11 protein-coding genes are annotated in these 19,474 nt (G+C 59.5%); 8 read left to right on the top strand and 3 right to left on the bottom strand.

The features are described from left to right. Nucleotides 1–83 precede the first annotated feature (83 nt). Nucleotides 84–2,228, bottom strand: a complete 2,145-nt coding sequence (locus ACOT0L_RS22395; RefSeq protein WP_045621297.1) for a TonB-dependent siderophore receptor — start codon at nucleotides 2,226–2,228, stop codon at nucleotides 84–86. A 123-nt stretch (nucleotides 2,229–2,351) separates the two neighbouring features. Here ACOT0L_RS22395 and ACOT0L_RS22390 point away from each other — a divergent pair, with 123 nt between their 5' ends. Further along, nucleotides 2,352–3,920 (top strand): alpha/beta hydrolase-fold protein, encoded by a 1,569-nt coding sequence (locus ACOT0L_RS22390; protein WP_023299511.1) that lies wholly within the window; start codon nucleotides 2,352–2,354, stop codon nucleotides 3,918–3,920. Here ACOT0L_RS22390 and ACOT0L_RS22385 read toward each other — a convergent pair. Next, complete coding sequence (locus ACOT0L_RS22385; RefSeq protein ID WP_003858875.1) at nucleotides 3,906–4,154, bottom strand: DUF1158 domain-containing protein; 249 nt, start codon at nucleotides 4,152–4,154, stop codon at nucleotides 3,906–3,908. The genes ACOT0L_RS22390 and ACOT0L_RS22385 overlap by 15 nt on opposite strands. A 488-nt stretch (nucleotides 4,155–4,642) precedes the next feature. Between ACOT0L_RS22385 and ACOT0L_RS22380 the strand changes: the two genes are divergently transcribed. The 3 genes from ACOT0L_RS22380 (at nucleotide 4,643) to ACOT0L_RS22370 (ending at nucleotide 11,692) form a co-directional block, all read left to right on the top strand. Beyond that, the gene (locus tag ACOT0L_RS22380) at nucleotides 4,643–7,351 is read left to right on the top strand and encodes a cation-transporting P-type ATPase (RefSeq protein WP_023299512.1); all 2,709 of its coding nucleotides are present in this window, start codon (nucleotides 4,643–4,645) and stop codon (nucleotides 7,349–7,351) included. 111 nt (nucleotides 7,352–7,462) lie between these two features. Further along, nucleotides 7,463–8,527 (top strand): efflux RND transporter periplasmic adaptor subunit, encoded by a 1,065-nt coding sequence (locus ACOT0L_RS22375; RefSeq protein WP_126504300.1) that lies wholly within the window; start codon nucleotides 7,463–7,465, stop codon nucleotides 8,525–8,527. A 9-nt stretch (nucleotides 8,528–8,536) separates the two neighbouring features. Beyond that, entirely contained in the window at nucleotides 8,537–11,692 is a 3,156-nt protein-coding gene (locus tag ACOT0L_RS22370; RefSeq protein WP_023305632.1) for an efflux RND transporter permease subunit, read from the top strand. Here ACOT0L_RS22370 and ACOT0L_RS22365 read toward each other — a convergent pair. Beyond that, on the bottom strand, nucleotides 11,622–12,743 hold the full coding sequence (locus ACOT0L_RS22365; RefSeq protein ID WP_022647338.1) for a YbdK family carboxylate-amine ligase: 1,122 nt from the start codon (nucleotides 12,741–12,743) through the stop codon (nucleotides 11,622–11,624). The two genes, ACOT0L_RS22370 and ACOT0L_RS22365, sit on opposite strands and share 71 nt — an antisense overlap. A 105-nt stretch (nucleotides 12,744–12,848) precedes the next feature. Here ACOT0L_RS22365 and ACOT0L_RS22360 point away from each other — a divergent pair, with 105 nt between their 5' ends. From ACOT0L_RS22360 to ACOT0L_RS22345, 4 genes are all read left to right on the top strand, one after another. Beyond that, nucleotides 12,849–13,739, top strand: coding sequence for an oxidoreductase (locus ACOT0L_RS22360; RefSeq protein ID WP_368995178.1), 891 nt, complete (start codon nucleotides 12,849–12,851; stop codon nucleotides 13,737–13,739). 117 nt (nucleotides 13,740–13,856) lie between these two features. After that, entirely contained in the window at nucleotides 13,857–14,294 is a 438-nt protein-coding gene (locus ACOT0L_RS22355; RefSeq protein ID WP_048965638.1) for a DcrB-related protein, read from the top strand. Nucleotides 14,295–14,311: 17 nt separating this feature from the next. Continuing rightward, nucleotides 14,312–18,550 carry an RHS repeat-associated core domain-containing protein gene (locus ACOT0L_RS22350; protein WP_260473330.1) on the top strand — a complete coding sequence of 1,413 codons (4,239 nt, stop codon included), beginning with the start codon at nucleotides 14,312–14,314 and terminating at the stop codon, nucleotides 18,548–18,550. Next, nucleotides 18,544–19,110 (top strand): hypothetical protein, encoded by a 567-nt coding sequence (locus tag ACOT0L_RS22345; protein ID WP_126504304.1) that lies wholly within the window; start codon nucleotides 18,544–18,546, stop codon nucleotides 19,108–19,110. Before ACOT0L_RS22350 ends, ACOT0L_RS22345 begins: the two co-directional genes overlap by 7 nt. Nucleotides 19,111–19,474: the final 364 nt, after the last annotated feature.

Raw genomic sequence — 19,474 nt, 5'->3', positions numbered from 1 at the left:
TGAAAAGTGTTACCTATGTTCCCGGTCTGATCTGTTACCTATGTATCCGGTCATACACTGCGCTTACCGGGCCTACAAATCCCTTACCACCGATAATTCACCGTCGCCGTCACCGTCCGCCCAATCCCGTAGAAGCACGCCGTATCGCTTGCGCATGACGCCACATACTTCGTGTCCGCCACGTTATTGACGTTGAACTGCACGCTTGCCCCTTTCAGGCTGCGGTTCATCTCGCCCAGATCGTAGCGCAGCATCGCGTCATACAGATCCACCGATGGCACCTTAAAGGTGTTCTTCGCATCGCCGTAGCTGGTGCCGATGTAGCGCATCCCCACGCCAGCGGTCAGGCTCTTGAGCGCCCCGCCCGGAACGGTATAGCTGGCAAACGCAGACGCCATATGCGTCGGGATACGCGCCGGGGTCTTGCCCTCGGTGCCCGCCACCGTGGTGCTTTCGGTTTTTGCATCGGTGTAAGTGTAGGAGCCAATCAGGTTGATGTTATCCATCAGCGTGGCGTGGATTTCCGCTTCAGCGCCTTTCGAACGCACCTTGCCCGCATTTTCGAACCAGCCTTCAGCGCTGTTATAGGTCGCTACGTTGTCCTGAGTTAAATCGTACAGCGCGAGAGTCATCAGCGTGGTGTCGACCGGCTGATATTTCAGGCCAATCTCGGTCTGCTCCCCGGTAGTTGGCCTGAATGGCGCGACGCCCGGCGCACGGTTGGTTTGCAGGTTCGGCTCAAACGACGTGCTGTAGCTGATGTACGGCGAGAGACCAAAATCGAACGCGTACAGCAGGCCAGTGCGCCAGGTAAATTTGCTGTCGTTCTGCTGCGTAAAGCTATTATCGGTGAAGTCGTTGGTACGCACTTCGCTCCAGTCGTAGCGCCCGGAAACCAGCCACTCCCAGTTGTTCCAGCTCATCTGATCCTGAAGATACAGCCCCATCTGGTCGAGATTTTGCTGCTCGTCGGAGGCCGTTTTGAAGGTGCTTTCATCCACGTTCACGCCGTAAACCGGGGTTGTCCAGTCGAGGTCATACTGTGAGCCGCTCCCGCGCGCCAGCAGCTGTTTATCCTTGCTTGTCTTGTAATCAAACCCGCCGAGCAGGGTATGGCTGACGCTCCCGGTCTCCAGCAGATATTCCAGCTGGTTATCGAGGCCAAATTCATTGGTCGTGCGCTCTTCACGCTGGGCGCGACGGGTCAACACCGTGCTGTTGGCCGCGCTGTTGGCGTAAACCAGATAACGGTATTTCTGCTTGATGGTGGCGTAACGGGCGTTCTGGCGGAAGGTGAGGTTGTCGGCGAATTGGTGTTCCAGCTCGTAGCCAATCATCGTCTGCTCGCGCCAGGACTGATTGTAATTCGGATCGCTGACGTTAAAGTCGCGTGGGATGTACTTCCCGTCGACGCTTTTCACCGTGCCATACGCGGGCAGGAAGTTGCGGTATCCGGCATCGGGATCTTTCTGGTAGCTGGTCAGCAGCGTAAAGCGGGTCTGATCGTTCGGATACCAGGTGATCGCCGGGGCGATCGCCATCCGCGTCTCTTTATAATCGTCCACCTGATTATGCTGCGTACGGGCGATACCGTTCACGCGATACAGTACGCGGCCGTCGTCGCTCAGCCTGCCGCCGAAATCAAACGCACCTTCGGCGAGATCGTTATTGCCGGTGCGGAACTGCACGTTGTGAATGGCCTCCGCCGTCGGGCGCTTGCTGGTCATGCTGATTAACCCGCCAGGATTCACCTGACCAAACAGGACCGACGCCGGGCCGCGCACCAGCTCCACGCGCTCCAGCAGCCACGGGTCAACTGTGCCCGTCTGTGATGAGGCCGTTGCGCCAAAGCTTAAGCCGTCGAGGAATTTTGGCACGTAGCTAAAGCCGCGCACAAACACCTCGTCGTTACGGTTAGACGAGCCCCGGTATTCGGTAAACACGCCCGCCGAGTAGCGCAGCGCCTGCGAAACGGATGTGACGTCCTGCATGTTCATTTGATCGCGGGTGATCACCGATACCGACTGCGGCGTCTTCACAATCTCCGCGCTGGTCTTGGTGGCGGAGAGCGTTTTCGTCGCCACAATGCCTTTTACGGGCGCAGTGGGCTCTTCACTCACGCCCTGCGTCACCGTAATCGTTTCTTCTTTCGTTTCTGCCTGAGCCGCGACGCTGGTCGTCGCCAGACTCAGCAGCCAGAGCTGCATTATCTTATTATTTTTAAACATTTTTATTGAACGTCCTTGGTTGCTATCGCCATAAAAACACCGGTAAATCGCCGTTGATGATATTGCAAATTATTACCATTTGCATTAGCGTTGTTAACAAATTTCGTTGGGGAACAAGCGGTAATGAAGAGGGTATGGAGTGGGTTGCTGTTGGGGATCGGCGCGCTGCCCGCCGTGGCGGCAACGTGCGAGCAGTCGTCCCGGCAGGGCGATGTTCAGGGAAAGTTTGATGCCAGCGGCGAAGTCTGCTTCTCCCTGCCTGAACTGGGTGAAAATTACGTTTCCGCCACGCTGAATGGCGTGACGGATGCGCGCCTGCTGGATGGGCAAAACCGCCGCATCCGCACGCTGATCGAAAATGGTCCTGCGGACGGGGAACACACGCTGCTGTTTGCCCTGCCGGTGAAACAGAACACCTCGCTGGTGCTACACGGCGAAGCCGGTAAGCCGTGGCGTTTTCAGTGGCGCATGAAAGAGACCTCTCCATTACCACGCGTGCAGATGCTGGCGCCAGTAAGCCCGACGCTAAAGGCGCTGGCAAACGTCATTTCTGCCGGTGGAAGTACCGAGGCGTTCTGGCAGGCGCAGCGTCGACAGGGAACGCCAATGGTGGAACCAGTAGATGCGAGCCATAAGCGCGTGACCTTTCTGTGGCGCGGCGCGCGGGATAACGTCTTCATTCTCGGCTCTCCGGCGGGGGATCACGATCCGCTGTTCCGCCTGGGCAACAGCGACGTCTGGTTCCGCAGCTACGTGGTCCCCGCTGATACGGTGATGCAATATAAGCTCGCCCCCGATGTGCCGATCGTTGAAGGCTCTGCCCGCGATCAACGCCGTGCCATCCTGGTGAGCGCACAGGCCGATCCGCTTAACCCGAACACCTTTGGGGAGCAGAAGGCGGATCGATGGAACCGTTACTCGCTGCTCGATCTCAGCCCGGCGCGCTACTGCTCCGTTCAGGCCACGGCAAAGCCGCTGGTGCACGGGACGTTGAGCCGTCAGAGTTTTTCCAGCCACATCCTCGGCAACGCCCGCGACGTGATGATCTACAAACCGCGCGGCGCACAGCCCGCACGCTGGACGTTAATTCTGTTTGACGGGCAGATTTATCAGGACGAATACCATTTTGCCAACGTGCTGGACGGTCTGATTGCCCGGCATCACCTGCCACCGATTAACGTGGTGTTTATCGACAGCCTCGATCACGCCCGTCGCGGCAACGAGCTGCCGCCGAACCCGGAATTTGCTGACTTTATGGCGCACGAGCTGCTGCCGTGGCTGCGCGGGCAGGGCATCGGCATGCAGCGGCAGAAAACGGTGCTGGCGGGGTCGAGCTACGGGGGAATTGCCTCTTCATGGGTAGCGCTGCGCTATCCGCGCCTGTTTGGCAACGTGCTGAGCCTTTCAGGCTCCTACTGGTGGGCGCCGAAAGGTGACGCCCCCGGCTGGCTGACGCGTCAGTACCAGCAGTCGCCGCCGTATCCGGTGCGCTTCTGGTTACAGGCCGGAAAGTTTGAAACCACGGGGCCGGGCGGCGGCATTTATCGCACCACGCAGGATTTTGAACAGGTGCTGAAGGAAAAAGGCTATCGCGTCAGCTTCCACCCCTCATCCAGCGGCCACGACTACGCGGCCTGGTGTGAAGCGCTGATCCACGGGATGCGCGATCTTACTGGCTTACGACGCCAGTGAAAACCAGCGGCGCCAGATGAAACGCAGGATAAAGAATTCGATGGCGCCGAGCACCAAAAACCACAGACAGAACAGAATGGTGTACAGCTGATTCAGATCGACCATATGAAAGGTCTGAACCAGTTTCTGCGCCAGCACCAGACCCAGCGACGGCGCAGGTAACAGCAGACAGGAGAGCAGGGCCATCAGCAAAATGCCCCCTGCGGTGAGCAGCGATTCTAACGGGTGTTTCATCGTAATGTTAATCGTGAGTTAAAAATGTCATTGTCCGGCATCCTGAAACGTAAAGCAATATCATCCCCACTGGCAAAATTGAGTGAAAGGCCACCGTTATTCTGCGAGTTAATAACGGAAAATAGATAATATTTCCGGGGCGATTAAATTAATATCGCGTAATGTAAATAAACGTCTTTTTCACGAAAATAATTTTACAAAGCTATAGGTGCTATATCCAATTAACGTCGCAATAACAATGGCTGCGACAATGTATAACGCCAGGCGCCGCCCGCGATAAATACCAAACATGCTTCCTCCTCGTTTAGTGTTGGTTTAGAAATATTTTGTAAAAATCAACGCGTCGAAATAATTTTAATCAGTTTTGAATAACCGGATAGTCAATATATTGCGGTAGATCAATTTAACCCGCAAGACTTAAAAATGAATTATTTAAAGCCAGAAAGGAATTCCGGCTTCCGTCCACCGGATATTGAAGGAAAAATACCATGACCAAAAAAAATTTCTCGCAGAATATGCCACCCGCAGGCGGGCAGGCGTACCAGCAGACCGTAGAGCAGGTGCTTGCTCAGGCACAGAGCCAGGCGAATGGCCTGGACCGCACCGAGGCGCAGGCACGTTTGCAGAAGCATGGCCCGAACGCGCTGCCGGAGAAAAAAGGCAAGCCGGGCTGGCTGCGTTTTCTCGCGCATTTTAACGATGTCCTGATTTACGTCCTGCTGGCGGCCGCCGTATTAACGGCTGTAATGGGACACTGGGTTGATACGCTGGTTATCCTGGGTGTGGCGGTAATCAATGCCTTAATTGGCCACATTCAGGAAAGTAATGCAGAAAAATCCCTGAAGAGTATTCGCAATATGCTCTCCAGCGAGGCGCGCGTAATTCGTAATGGTAACCATGAAACCATCCCGACGACGGAAATCGTCCCGGGCGATATTATTGTGTTGCGCGCAGGAGATCGTATTCCGGCGGATATGCGCTTAATTGAAGCGCATAATTTACGCGTGGAAGAGGCAATTCTGACCGGCGAATCCACCGTGGTGGATAAACACATTAATCCGCTGAGCGGTGAACTGCCGCTGGGCGACCGCACCAATATGGTCTTCTCCGGGACGACCGTAAGCGCGGGCGGTGGCGTTGGCCTGGTCACCGCGACCGGTAAGGATACGGAGCTCGGCCACATCAACCAGATGATGGCGGGCATTGAAAAGCACCGCACCCCGCTGCTGGTGCAGATGGACAAGCTGGGCAAAGCGATTTTCGCCATCATTCTGGCGATGATGGCCGCGCTGTTTGTCTTCAGCCTGGTGTTCCGCGAGATCCCGATGGGCGAGCTGCTGCTCTCCCTGATTAGCCTGGCGGTAGCCTCCGTACCGGAAGGTCTGCCGGCGATTATCTCCATCATCCTCTCTCTGGGCGTACAGGCGATGGCGCGTAAGCGGGCGATTATCCGCAAGCTGCCGACGGTTGAAACCCTGGGCGCGATGACCGTGGTCTGCTCGGATAAAACCGGCACCCTGACCATGAACGAGATGACGGTGAAAGCCATCATTACCGCCGATGCGTGCTATCGCGTGGACGGCAACAGCTACGAGCCGGTGGGCAACCTCTACCTCGAAGGCAGCGACGAGCCGGTGCAGATCCAGCCGGGCACCGTGCTGGAGCAGTACCTGCGCACCATCGACCTGTGTAACGACAGCCAGCTGATTCAGGACGAGCGCGGCCTGTGGGGCATCACCGGCGGCCCGACCGAGGGCGCGCTGAAGGTGCTGGCGGCAAAAGCCCACCTCGCACCGGTCGAGACCACCCTGGTCAACAAGATCCCGTTCGACTCGCAGTACAAGTACATGAGCACCCACTACCAGATTGGCGGTGAGGAGCAGATTTTGATCACCGGCGCGCCGGACGTGATTTTCGCCCTGTGTGAGCAGCAGCAGACCCGCAACGGTGCGCAAGCCTTTGACCGCGCGTACTGGGAAACGGAGATGGAGCGCTATGCGCGTCAGGGGCTGCGCATGGTCGCCGCGGCGTTCAGGCCAGCGAACGGTGAGCAGGCATTGACTCACGACGACCTGAGCCACGGCCTGATCTTCCTCGGCATTGCCGGGATGATGGATCCGCCGCGTCCGGAAGCGATTGAGGCGATTAACGCCTGTCAGCAGGCGGGGATCCGCGTGAAGATGATCACCGGGGATCACCCGCAGACGGCGATGAGCATAGGCCAGATGCTGGGGATAACCAACAGCGAGCAGGCGGTCACCGGCTATGAGCTGGAGAAGATGGACGACGCCGAGCTGGCCGAAGCGGCGGTGAAGTATGACATCTTCGCCCGTACCAGCCCGGAGCATAAGCTGCGCCTGGTGAAAGCGTTACAGGACAAAGGCGAAATCGTCGGCATGACCGGTGACGGCGTGAACGATGCGCCAGCGCTGCGTCAGGCGGATGTGGGTATTGCGATGGGCATCAAAGGCACGGAAGTCACCAAAGAGGCGGCGGACATGGTCCTGACGGACGATAACTTCGCCACCATCGCCAGCGCGGTGAAAGAGGGGCGTCGCGTTTACGACAACCTGAAGAAGACCATTCTGTTCATCATGCCGACCAACCTGGCGCAGGGGCTACTGATTGTGATTGCGTTGCTGGCGGGGAACATCATTCCGCTGACGCCGGTGCTGATTCTGTGGATGAACATGGCGACCTCCGCCACGCTCTCCTTCGGCCTGGCCTTCGAGGCCGCCGAGCGCAACATAATGCGCCGCCCGCCGCGCCAGACCGGGCAGCACGTAATGGACGCCTACGCCGTATGGCGCGTGGCCTTCGTCGGCACCATGATTGCCATCGCCGCCTTTGCGCTGGAAGCCTGGCTGGCCCCGCGCGGGCACAGCGCGGAGTTCATCCGCACCGTGCTGCTCCAGATGCTGGTCTGCGCCCAGTGGGTGTACATGATTAACTGCCGCAACACCGAAGGGTTCTCCCTGAACCGCGGCCTGCTGGCGAACAAAGGGATCTGGCTGGTAACGGGCGTACTGTTCCTGCTCCAGGCGGCGATCATCTACCTGCCGTTTATGCAGATGCTGTTCGGCACCGAAGCGCTGCCGCTGCGCTACTGGTTCGTGACGCTGGCGGTGGCGGGCGTGATGTTCTTCGTCGTCGAAATCGAGAAGCGACTGACCCGCAGGTTCCGTAAGGCTGCATAACTAAAACCTTACCCCTCACCCTGCCCTCTCCCCAAAGGGGAGAGGGTGTTCAAGTTCCCTCTCCCCTTTGGGGAGAGGGTTAGGGTGAGGGGTAAATACTGAGGTATTCCCATGAAATTCCCACTTCTGTTCGCGCTCCTCGCCGCTACCCTGCCGCCCGCATTCGCCGCAGTCATTCCCGTGCGTGTCGCCACCGTGGAGCAGACCGCCCACGCCGCCGAACGTCAGATCCCGGGTCGCATCGAAGCGATTCACACCGTTGAACTGCGCGCGCGTACGGAAGGCGTCATCACCAGAATCCACTTTCGAGACGGCCAGTACGTGAAAAAAGGTGACGTGCTGTTCGAGCTGGACGACGCCGAGCCGCGCGCCGCCCTGCGCCTGGCGCAGGCCGAAGTGAAAAGCGCCGAAGCCACGCTGCGTCAGGCGCAACAGCAGCTGTCCCGCTTCGAAAGCCTGGGCAGCAGCAACGCCATCAGCCGCCACGACGTGGACAACGCCCGCATGCAGCGCGACGTAGCGAGCGCCGCGCTGGAGCAGGCGAAAGCCCGTCTCGACACCCGCAGCGTCACCCTCAACTACACGCGCATTACCTCACCGATTGACGGACGCGTGGGGCACAGCAACTTTCACGTCGGCAGCCTGGTGGATCCTGCCAGCGGTGTGCTGGTGGAGGTGGTCCAGCTCGATCCGATCCGCATCGCCTTTGCGCTGGAAGAGGGCGCGTTTGCCACCAAAACCGGACAGCATGCGGATATCAGCGCCATGAAACAGGCCTGGCAGGCGCTGATTGACAGCAACGGCCAGCGCGTCAGCGGGGAACTCACCTCCGTGGACAACCGCATCGACCCGCGTACCGCCAGCGTGATGCTGCGTGCCGAGTTCGCCAACCCGCGCCATCAGCTGCTGCCCGGCGGCAACGTGAACGTCTACCTGCGTCCGGCAAGCGAGCTACCGGTGCTGACCCTGCCCGCCGCTGCCGTACAGCAGAATGGCGACGGGTTCTTCGCCTGGGTGGTTAACGCCGAGGATAAAGCCGAAATGCGTCCGCTTAAGGTCGCCGGGCAGATGGGCCAGCAGTTCCAGATTGCCTCCGGCGTTAAGCCCGGTGAGCGAGCAATTACTGACGGTGCGCAGCGCGTGCAGCCAGGCGCTGCCGTTCATATACTGAATTAAGGAGCCATCATGCTGACGTTTTTCATCAAACGCCCGCGCTTTGCGATGGTGATTGCGCTGGTCATCACCCTGCTGGGGGCCATCGCGCTGAGGATTATTCCGGTGGAGCAGTACCCGCAGATCACACCGCCGGTCGTGAATGTGTCAGCGTCATGGCCGGGCGCCAGCTCGGCTGACGTGGCGGAGGCCATCGCCACGCCGCTGGAGACGCAGCTGAACGGGGTGGATCATATGCTCTATATGGAGTCCACCAGTTCGGACGAAGGCACGTATAGCCTGAACATCACCTTTGCGGCGGGCACCGATCCGGATCTCGCCGCCATCGACGTGCAGAACCGCGTGGCGCAGGCCGTGGCGCAGCTGCCGACCGAGGCACAGCAAAACGGCGTGCAGGTGCGCAAGCGCGCCACCAACCTGATGATGGGGGTAAGCCTTTACTCACCAAATAACACTCACACGCCGCTGTTCGTCAGCAACTACGCCAGCACCCAGGTGCGCGAGGCGCTGTCGCGACTGCCGGGCGTCGGGCAGGTACAGATGTTTGGCGCGCGCGACTACAGCATGCGCATCTGGCTGCGTCCGGACCGCATGAATGCCCTGAACGTGACCAGCGATGACGTGGCGCAGGCGCTGCGCGAGCAGAACGTGCAGGGGGCGGCAGGCCAGGTCGGCACGCCGCCGGTGTTTAACGGCCAGCAGCAGACGCTAACCATCAACGGGCTAGGGCGCTTAAACCAGGCCGACGACTTTGCCAACATCATTATCCGCACCGGGGAGATGGGCCAGCTGGTGCGCCTGAAGGACGTCGCCACCATTGAGCTTGGCTCGCGCAGCTACAGCTCGGGCGCGCAGCTGAACGGGCATGACTCCGCCTACCTTGGCATCTACCCGACGCCGTCCGCTAACGCCCTGCGCGTGGCCGATGCGGTGCGCGCGGAGCTGGAACGGTTATCCACGCGCTTCCCGGACGATCTGGTCTATGAAGTCAAATTCGACACCACCTCGTTTGTGGCCGCTACCATCAAAGAGATTGGCGTCTCGCTGGCGCTGACGATGCTGGCGGTGGTGGTCGTGGTGTCCCTGTTCCTGCAAAGCTGGCGCGCGACGCTGATTGTCGCCCTTGCCATTCCGGTGTCGCTGGTGGGCACCTTTGCGGTGCTCTACGCGCTCGGCTACTCCGCGAACACGCTCAGTCTGTTCGCCATCATTCTGGCGCTGACCATGGTGGTGGATGACGCCATCGTGGTAGTGGAGAGTGTCGAAACGCTGATGGCGGAAGGGCAGAGCCGCACGGCGGCGACCGCGCTGGCGCTGCGTCAGATTGCCGGGCCGGTGATTGCCACCACGCTGGTGCTGCTGGCGGTGTTTGTACCGGTGGCGCTCCTGCCGGGGATCGTGGGCGAGCTGTACCGCCAGTTCGCGGTGACGCTCTCGACCGCCGTCACGCTCTCAAGCCTCGTGGCGCTGACCCTGACGCCCGCGCTCTGCGCGATGCTGCTGCGCCCGCGTCCGGCACAGCCCGCCGCCGTTTTCCGTGGGTTCAACCGCGGGCTGGACGCCACGCGCACGCTTTACACCCGGATCGTGAGCGTGTTCAACCTCCGTCCGTGGCTGGCGCTGCTGGCCACCGCAGGCGCGGCGGCGGTGGTGGTATTCAGCTTTATGTCGATGCCAAAGGGCTTCCTGCCTCAGGAGGATCAGGGCTACTTCTTCGCCAGCGTCCAGCTGCCGGAGGCAGCCTCGCTGGAGCGCACCGAAGCGGTGATGACCACCGCGCGCGAGCTGATCGCTAAAAACCCGGCGGTGGAAGACGTGATTCAGGTCTCCGGGTTTAACATCCTCAACGGCACCAGCGCATCGAACGGCGGGTTTATCTCCATCATGCTCAAAGACTGGAGCGAGCGTCCGCCGCTGGATGAGGTGATGGGCACCCTTCAGCGCCAGCTGCTGGCCCTGCCGGAAGCCACCATCATGACCTTTGCACCGCCGACGCTGCCGGGGCTGGGCAACGCCTCCGGCTTCGATCTGCGCATTCAGGCACAGGCGGGGCAGAGCCCGGCGGAGCTGGAGCGCGTAACTCGCGAGGTGCTGGCGAAAGCCAACCAGCACCCGCAGCTGAGCCGCGTGTTCACCACCTGGAGCAGCAACGTGCCGCAGATGACGCTCACCGTTGACCGTGAGCGCGCGGCCCGCCTCGACGTGCCGGTGTCGCGCATCTTCAGCAGCCTGCAAACCGCCTTTGGCGGCACGCGCGCCGGGGATTTCAGCGTCAACAACCGCGTCTATCACGTGGTGATGCAGAACGAGATGCAGTGGCGCGAGCGCGCAGAGCAAATCAGCGAGCTGTTCGTGCGCAGCAACAGCGGCGAGCGGGTGCGTCTGAGCAACCTCGTCACCATCACGCCGACCGTCGGCGCGCCATTTATTCAGCAGTACAACCAGTTCCCGTCGGTATCGGTGAGCGGCTCGGCAGCGGAAGGGGTGAGCAGCAGCACCGCAATGGCAGCGATGGGCGAGATTCTGGCGGAAAACCTGCCAGCCGGGTACGACTACGCCTGGAGCGGCATGTCGTATCAGGAGCAGCAGACCGGGAATCAGGCGATATGGATTGTGCTGGCGGCGGTGGTGATGGCGTGGCTGTTCCTCGTCGCCCAGTATGAGAGCTGGACGCTGCCGGCGAGCGTGATGCTCTCGGTGCTGTTCGCCATCGGCGGAGCGCTGGTCTGGCTGTGGCTGGCAGGCTATGCCAACGACGTGTACGTGCAGATTGGTCTGGTGCTATTGATAGCCCTCGCCGCCAAGAACGCAATTCTTATTGTGGAGTTTGCCCGCGCCCGTCGTATGGACGGAATGGCGATTGTCGATGCCGCGCGGGAAGGGGCATCGCGCCGCTTCCGCGCGGTAATGATGACCGCCGTGTCGTTCATCATAGGCGTCCTGCCGATGATGCTGGCGACCGGGGCGGGTGCCCAGAGCCGCCGTATCATTGGCACCACGGTGTTCAGCGGCATGCTGGTAGCCACCGTGGTGGGGATAGTGTTCATCCCGGCGCTGTTCGTGCTGTTCCAGCGCCTTCGCGAATGGGGGCACGGCCTTACGGACTCGTCGCCCACAGCTCACAGTGCTTCTGCACCAGAGAAATCAGCGAGCCGCCATCGGCGATAAAGTCCCGCATGCGCTGCGCCTCGCTCTTGCCCTGCTTTAGCAGCAGGGCAATTTCCTTGATGGCGCTCGTCGCGCCGAGTTTCTCGGCCGACGGTGCAACCTGCTCCAGCAGCCAGGCGATATCCTCCGCCACGGTTTTGTGCTCGCCGGTATGCACGTCCGTCAGAATGCCTTCCAGCCCGTAGCGACAGGCCTGAAAACGGTTAAAGCGGTATAGCAGAAAATCCCGTTCCTGATGCTTATAGGGCCGCGCAGTCAGCAGCCAGTGCGACGTCGCCTGAATAAGCCCGGCGATGTTAATGGCGTGACCGAGCGTCAGCGGCGTATCCATCACCCGCACCTCCACGGTGCCAAAGTGCGGGCTGGGGCGGATGTCCCAGTGCAGATCCTTAATGCTGTCGATCATGCTGGTGGAACTCAGGCGGCGGAACAGCCCCTCGAACTCCTGCCAGCTGTTGACCCACGGCATCTGGCCGTTATCCGGGAACCCGGAAAATATGTTGAGCCGCGACGAGGAAAACTTGGTGTCCGTGCCCTGCATATAAGGCGACGACGCGGCGAGGGCGATAAAGTGCGGCACGAAGCGCGACAGGCCGTGCAGCAGGTAAATCGCGTCGTCCCCGTTTCGGCATCCCACGTGCACGTGCTGGCCGAACACCGTCGCCTGCAAAATCAGATAGCCAAAGCGCTCCAGCGTGACGTTATAGCGCTCGTCGTCACACACCTCCTGCCGCTGCCACTTCTGAAACGGGTGCGTTCCGCCGCCGCAGATCTGGATGTGCTGCTCCGACGCCGCCCGCAGGATGCTCTGCTGCATCACGGAGAACTGGGCCGCCGCCTGGTCGATGGTCTGGCATACGCCGGTGGCGATTTCGAGCATGCTTTCGGTGATGTCGTGTTTGACTTCGCCCCCTTTGATGTCGTCTTTGACGGCGGCGATGAGGGCAGAGGAGTCCTGGCTCAGATCGTAACCCGGCGGGTTAACCACCTGGAGTTCGAGCTCAATGCCGAGGGTATAAGGTTCAGAGGACTTGAAATCGGGTAAGGGCATGGCGCACTCCGTTGTCTGTTATGTGTTGAGTATAGACAATGGGCGTGGCGCGCTCTTTTCAGGGTGGTATAACTGATAGCAGGCTTAGCAAAAGGGGAGTGACCCATGTCTGACTATCCAACCATTGCGCTGATTGGTCCCGGTGCGATTGGCACCACCATTGCCGCGGTGCTGCATGACGCGGGCCGTACGCCGCTGCTGTGCGGTCGCACCGCGCATCCGGTATTACGCCTGCGTCACGATGAGGATGAAATTGTGGTGCCCGGTCCGGTACTCACCGATCCCACCGTCATTACCCGCCCCGTAGACCTCGTTTTTGTGGCGGTAAAAACGACGCAAAATGCCGACAGCGCCGGGTGGCTGCGCGCCCTGTGCGATGAAAACACCGTGGTCTGCGCGCTGCAAAACGGCGTGGAGCAGAAAGCCCAGCTTGCGCCTTTGGTCAACGGCGCAACGGTGCTGCCGTCGGTGGTCTGGTTCCCGGCGCAGCGCGAGCCGGACGCCTCCGTCTGGCTGCGGGCAAAACCGCGTCTGACGCTACCGGATGTGCCGCAGGCGCAGCGGGTGGTCGAGGCGCTTCGCGGGACGCGCTGTGATGTTGAGCTCTCGACAGATTTCACCACCGTCGCCTGGCGCAAGCTGCTGCAAAACGCGGTCGCCGGGCTGATGGTGCTGGCCAACCGCCGCGCCGGGATGTTCAGACGCGAGGATATCAGCGAACTGGCGCTGGCTTACCTGCGCGAGGGGCTTGCCGTCGCCCGCGCTGAGGGGGCGAAGCTGGACGATGCGGTGGTCCAGGAGATTCTGGCGAACTTCCAACGTGCGCCCGAGGATTTAGGCACGTCGATCCTTGCCGACCGTCAGGCCGAACGCCCGATGGAGTGGGATATTCGTAACGGCGTGATCCAGCGCTATGGCCGCAAGCATGGTATTGCGGTGCCCATTAGCGACGTGGTGGTGCCGCTGCTGGCGGCGGGGGGCGAGGGGCCGGGCTAACGGCCGCTGTTTTTCCGTTCGGCGAGCGTGACGGTGGAGCAATAATCTGGGGATAGTCAGCCTTAAACACATATGCGAAACTTACCGCTTCTGAAAAAATGTGGTGGGACCCGCTCAATGTCAGAACCATCTTCGCAGTGCCTGTTTAATGAAGGAATGATTGCTTTTCCTGAGGGCTATCAGGACCGTACCGTCAATGTCTTCGCGCCGCCTGCAGCGGATGCGCCCGCGTTCAACATTTCCCGCGATGCCCTCAACCCCGGCGAAGCGCTTGCCGCGTATATCGATCGCCAGCTCGCCCTGATGGCAAAGCACATCAAGGGCTGGAAGCAGGGTGAGCGCAGCGCCGCTACGCTGGGCGACAGCCTTTTACAGGGTGAAACCGTCCATGCCAGCTACCTGCGCGACGGGAAACGCATCTGGCAGCAGCAGGCCGTGTTTAACGTCGACGGCGATAAAATCCTGGTGTTCACTATGACCTGCACCCGCGCGCTGGGCGATGCCGACGGCGCGCTGTTTGGCGATCTTCTCAGGAGCTTCCGCTTCCACCATTAACTTCAGGGACCGTTGTTATGTTTGAAGCAGCACGCGTTGGTGATGATATCGGCCACTCCGGTGCGCTGGCCGGGATGATTGCCGGAACGATTGTCGGTGGCCTGATTGCCGCAGCCGGGGGCATTCTGGCGGGGGCCATGTTTATTGCCGGTCTCGGCGCATCCTGTATTGGCGTGGGCGTCCTGCTTGTCGGCGCCAGTCTGGCCGTGGGGTATTACACCGGGGAGCTGGCGACTGCCGCCAGGGACAGCATCGCCGACGCCGGGGCATCCAGCATGACGAAGAAAGGCGTCATCACCTCCGGCTCGCCCAACGTGTTTATCAACGGTAAACCCGCCGCGCTTGCCACCGATAGCACCGTCGACTGTTCTGACGACGGCTCGCAGCAGATGGCCGAAGGCTCTAAGCGTGTCTCCATTAACAGCCAGCCAGCGTCCCGCATTGGGGATCGCACCACCTGCGACGCGAAGGTGATGACCGGTTCGGACAACGTCATTATCGGCGGCGATCCGCAGCAAACCCTCCCCATTCAGTCTGAAGTCCCCGAGTGGCTCTACAAGGTCTCCGATCTTACCCTGCTGTTTGCCGGTCTGCTCGGCGGCTGGGGCGGTGCCGCTGGCAAAGTCGGAGCGCTCTCTAAGCTGCTGGGCAAAATCCCCGGCATCAACAAGCTGGCCCGTATCGCCTGTCGCGCCGGCACGCTGATGACCGGCGTGGCGGCCGCGGGGATCATCGCCCGCCCGGTGGATATCGTCAGCGGACAGAAGTTTCTCAGCGGGGGTGATGAGCTGGACTTCGTCCTGCCTTCCCGTCTTCCGGTGCGCTGGCAGCGCTACTGGCGCAGCGGCAATCCCGGCGACAGCGTGTTGGGCCGCGGATGGAGCCTGTTCTGGGAAAGCCGCCTGGAGCCTTATCAGGACGGCCTGGTGTGGCGCGCACCGTCCGGCGATTACGTCGCCTTCCCGAAGGTCCCGAAAGGGATGCGCTCCTACTGCGAAAGCGAAAAAAACTGGCTTGAACATCACCAGGACGACAGCTGGTCGGTGTATGACGTCAGCGGCGAGCGCTGGCACTATGCGCCGCTGCGGGATGATGCCCCGTCGCTGCTCCAGCGCCTCTCCGAACCCTGCGGCAACGATATCCTCTTTGAGTGGAATGCGAATAATACCCTGCATGCCCTGACCGACTGTGCGGGCCAGCGCGTGGTCTGCCGCTACGACCGCGACAGGCTCGTTGGCGCCTGGCTGGATGACGAGATCTGCCTGGTCAGTTACGCTTATGATGAACAGCGCCAGCTGGTCTCCGTGACCGGCCGGGGCGGTAGCGTGCGCCGACGCTTCAGCTGGCAGGACGGGCTGATGAGCGCTCATGAGGACGCCAACGGCCTGCTGAGCGAATACCGCTGGCGGGAGATTGACGGCCTGCCGCGCGTGGTCGGCTTCCGCCATAGCGGCGGCGAACGGCTGACGTTCGAATACGATTTTGAGAACGGCACCCGCCGCGCGACCCGCGAAGACGGCGCGCAGGCGCACTGGCTGGTGGATGACGACGACAACGTCGCGCGCTTCACGGATTACGACGGTCGCCAGACGACGTTTGTCTACCGCGACGGCGAGCTCTGCCACGTCATTCTGCCGGGCGGGGCGATGCGCCGCAGCACGTGGGACAAATACGGCCGCATGACCAGCGAGACGGACCCGGCGGGCCGCCGCACGGAGTATCACTGGCATCGCCTGACCGACCGCATCACCCGCACGGTGTACCCGGACGGTACCTCATCGCAGGCCATGTACGACCTTCGCGGTCGCCTGCTGTCGGAGACGGATCCGGCCGGTAGCACCACCGCGTATCGCTATCCCGATGATGAAGAATTCCTCCCGGAGAGCATCACCGACGCCATCGGCGGCGTGGTGCGCCTGGTCTGGAACCACCAGGGGCTGCTGACGCAGCGCACCGACTGCTCCGGCAGCGTCACCCGCTTCACCTACGACCGCTTCGGGCAGCTGATTGCCAGCGAAGATGCAGAAGGGAATATCACGCGGCGGGAGTGGAGCCGTGCCGGGCTGCTCAGCGCCGTGATCCATCCGGACGGCAGCCGCGAGTCGCTGGTGTGGAACGAACGCGGCCAGCTCACGGGCTGGCGCGACCCGCTGGAAAGCGAGGTGAGCTGGGCCTATAACGCGCTCGGCCTCCCGGTCAGCCTCACCGACCGTATTGGCCGCGTGCGCCAGTGGCGCTACGACCCGCGCGGTAACCTGCTGCGACTCGATAACGGCAACGGGGCGGAATACCGCTTCACCTATGACGCCGTGGGCCGCCCGCTCAGCGAAACGCGCCCGGACGAGACCGTGCGCCATATGGAATGGGACGCGCGAGGGTTCCTTTGCGCGCTCGAAGAAAACGGACGGCCTGCCGCCGACGGCGGTATCGCCCGTCGCGTCCAGCAGTTCAGCTATGACGACAGCGGGCTGCTGATCGGGCGCACTCAGCGCCACGCGGAGTACCGCTACTTCCGCGACCTGAGCGGCCAGATTACCCGCATCCGCCGCACGCCAACCGCCGAAGGCGTTGCCCTGGGTATCGAAAGCGATGAGATCGCTTACCGCCACGACGCCGCCGGACGCGTGCTGAGCGAGTCCGGCATTAACGGCGCGGTAGGCTACGAATGGGATGCCCTGAGCAACCTGACCGGCCTGACGCTGCCCGGCGAGCAAAAGCTGGCCTGGCTGCATTACGGCTCCGGCCACGTCAGCGCCATCCGCTTCGGGCAGCAGCTGGTGACCGAGTTCACCCGCGACCGCCTGCACCGCGAAGTGCGCCGCACCCAGGGCGCGCGCGAGCAGTTCCGCCAGTATGACAGCCTCGGCAGACGCACCCTGCAGCGCAGCGAAGTGAGCACGGACGTGACCCTACCGGAGCAGGCGCTACTGGAACGCCTGTACCGCTACACCGCGCGCGGTGAGCTTTCCGGCGTAAGCGACACCCTGCGCGGTGAGGTGGACTACGGCTACGACGCCGAAGGGCGTCTGCTGAAGCACTACGAGGCCCGACAGGGACACAGCCGCGCGCAGTTCAGCTATGACGCCGCGGATAACCTCGCCGCCAGTGACGCTGCGGCACCGGTCACGGATAACCGCCTGCAGCACTGGCAGGCGCAGTTTATGAAATACGACCACTGGGGCAACCTGGTCAGCCGCCGCAACGGGCTATACGAGCAGCATTATGCGTATGATGCCGAGAACCGTCTGGTGTCCGCCCGGGGAAACGGGCCGGAGGGGCGGTTTGAGGCGCGCTATCACTACGACGCGCTGGGCCGCCGCACGCGCAAAATCGTCACCACGACGCACGGCACCACCGACATCCGCTTCCTGTGGCAGGGCTACCGCCTGCTGCAGGAGCAGCAGGAGAGCGGGCTGCGCAGCACCTATGTATACGACCCGAATGAAGCCTGGAGCCCGCTGGCGCGGGTGGATCACCTTCGTGACCAGAGCAGCGGTGAGATTTACTGGTTCAATACCGACCTGAACGGCGCGCCACTGGAAGTGACCGACGAGCGCGGCGCTGTGCGTTGGAGCGGCCAGTACGGCAGCTTTGGCGAGGTGCGCCATCAGAGTGAAGGGTTCTCAAGGCTTGTGAACCGCACGGCAATGGCACACCAGCCGCTTCGCTATGCCGGGCAGTACGCTGACGGTGAAACGGGACTGCACTATAACCTGTTCCGCTACTACGACCCGCAGGTCGGGCGGTTTATTGTGCAGGATCCGATTGGGTTGAATGGCGGGTGGAACCTTTATCAGTATGCGCCGAATCCGTTGGGGTGGATTGATCCGCTGGGTTTAATAAACGAATTTGGAATCGCAGGCTATGGAAGCCCCGTCCATGCAAAAGACGGTTTAACTGCACATGAGTTATTACAAAATGCTTGGCTAAGAAATAATGGCATAATAAAAGGTAGAATGTCTGGTATTGCAACTACCAACCCAGCGATAGCTTTGCAAGAAAACGCTATGCATAAAACCATATCCAAATTACAGGCCAAATATGGATTGCATAATCCTAATGTACTAAAAAACCAGTCCGCATTGCAGAATATCAACAGGAATACTGCAATTACTCGAAGAGGTATTTACGAAGACTTGGTGAATAACAGAGGTTGGGAACGTCAAAACGCTAAGGAATTTGCCACAGAAACGGCAATGAAACTTAGAGAAGAGTCTATTGGGTTTGCCAGAAAAAATGGGTTGACAAAATGTTAAAATCTAATCTTATCGCTAAAATAAGTACCCTGCCTGATGGTAATGTCATTGGGCGGATTGGTGGAAATATCCCTGAATTCTTTATAGATAAACTAGATATTGTGCGGGGTTATAAATTTTATTTGACAGTTCAGAATCCTGATGAGGCACATGAGTATATTACGATACTTACTCCTGAACGATATGATGATATGATGGATAAAAACATCTACCCTAATTGTTCAGTAAAAATTTTTACGCACACGCATTCTGATGAAAGCAATAATGATGCATTTACGATAAAACACATTAATAAGGCAGTTATCGTTGGGTATGATAAGGTTGAAAGTGAAGAGTTTGACTTTATCACTAAAACCGAAGAGGCAAGATTAATACAATCGGAAGATTATTATTTTGATGCTTTGCAAAAAGATGGTTATGAATTTTTCATGCAGATAGATGAAGATTATTATCCAGATGCATTGCTTGATGGTGATTACATCTTTGGTTACGGTGCTTTGTATTTGTATAAAAACATATCTGGCGGGAATATCATAGCTGGTTTTTGGCAGTACTCGTAAAGATAAATGATTAATAAAAGCCGGGTTAATATTAATTATTTCCGGCTTATATAATATTGATGGTTTTTTATTCGGAATGCTTTTTTTTCTTAATTTTTTAATTGCTTTTATAAAATTTCTTTCAATTAATCATGGTATTAATATCATGTCTCAGAAAAATATATTTTTTTATAATTTAATAATTGCTCGCCCGTGTTTAAGATTCTATCTCCGCCAAAATGTTAATATTTTAAGATGCATAGTTTCAACTGGTTAAGTTTGTAATTCTATAGACACGACGGGATATCGTTGACATGAATGTAAAGGCACTAGAAAAAAATATGATATGATTTACGGTCGTGATGCTTTAATAATATTAACACTG

The organism is Enterobacter cloacae complex sp. XAL002 (assembly GCF_049236805.1).
GTDB classification, from domain to species: Bacteria; Pseudomonadota; Gammaproteobacteria; order Enterobacterales; family Enterobacteriaceae; genus Enterobacter; species Enterobacter intestinihominis.
The sequence above is the reverse complement of the archived record's forward strand: the minus strand, read 5'-3'. Positions and strand labels throughout refer to the sequence as shown.

Excerpts from the sequence above, each read along its gene's own strand:
- ACOT0L_RS22380 (WP_023299512.1), top strand. The coding sequence starts at position 4,643 with ATGACCAAAAAAAATTTCTCGCAGAATATGCCACCCGCAGGCGGGCAG.
- ACOT0L_RS22370 (WP_023305632.1), top strand. The coding sequence starts at position 8,537 with ATGCTGACGTTTTTCATCAAACGCCCGCGCTTTGCGATGGTGATTGCG.
- ACOT0L_RS22395 (WP_045621297.1), bottom strand. The coding sequence starts at position 2,228 with ATGTTTAAAAATAATAAGATAATGCAGCTCTGGCTGCTGAGTCTGGCG.
- ACOT0L_RS22360 (WP_368995178.1), top strand. The coding sequence starts at position 12,849 with ATGTCTGACTATCCAACCATTGCGCTGATTGGTCCCGGTGCGATTGGC.
- ACOT0L_RS22375 (WP_126504300.1), top strand. The coding sequence starts at position 7,463 with ATGAAATTCCCACTTCTGTTCGCGCTCCTCGCCGCTACCCTGCCGCCC.
- ACOT0L_RS22350 (WP_260473330.1), top strand. The coding sequence starts at position 14,312 with ATGTTTGAAGCAGCACGCGTTGGTGATGATATCGGCCACTCCGGTGCG.
- ACOT0L_RS22365 (WP_022647338.1), bottom strand. The coding sequence starts at position 12,743 with ATGCCCTTACCCGATTTCAAGTCCTCTGAACCTTATACCCTCGGCATT.
- ACOT0L_RS22385 (WP_003858875.1), bottom strand. The coding sequence starts at position 4,154 with ATGAAACACCCGTTAGAATCGCTGCTCACCGCAGGGGGCATTTTGCTG.
- ACOT0L_RS22390 (WP_023299511.1), top strand. The coding sequence starts at position 2,352 with ATGAAGAGGGTATGGAGTGGGTTGCTGTTGGGGATCGGCGCGCTGCCC.
- ACOT0L_RS22345 (WP_126504304.1), top strand. The coding sequence starts at position 18,544 with ATGTTAAAATCTAATCTTATCGCTAAAATAAGTACCCTGCCTGATGGT.
- ACOT0L_RS22355 (WP_048965638.1), top strand. The coding sequence starts at position 13,857 with ATGTCAGAACCATCTTCGCAGTGCCTGTTTAATGAAGGAATGATTGCT.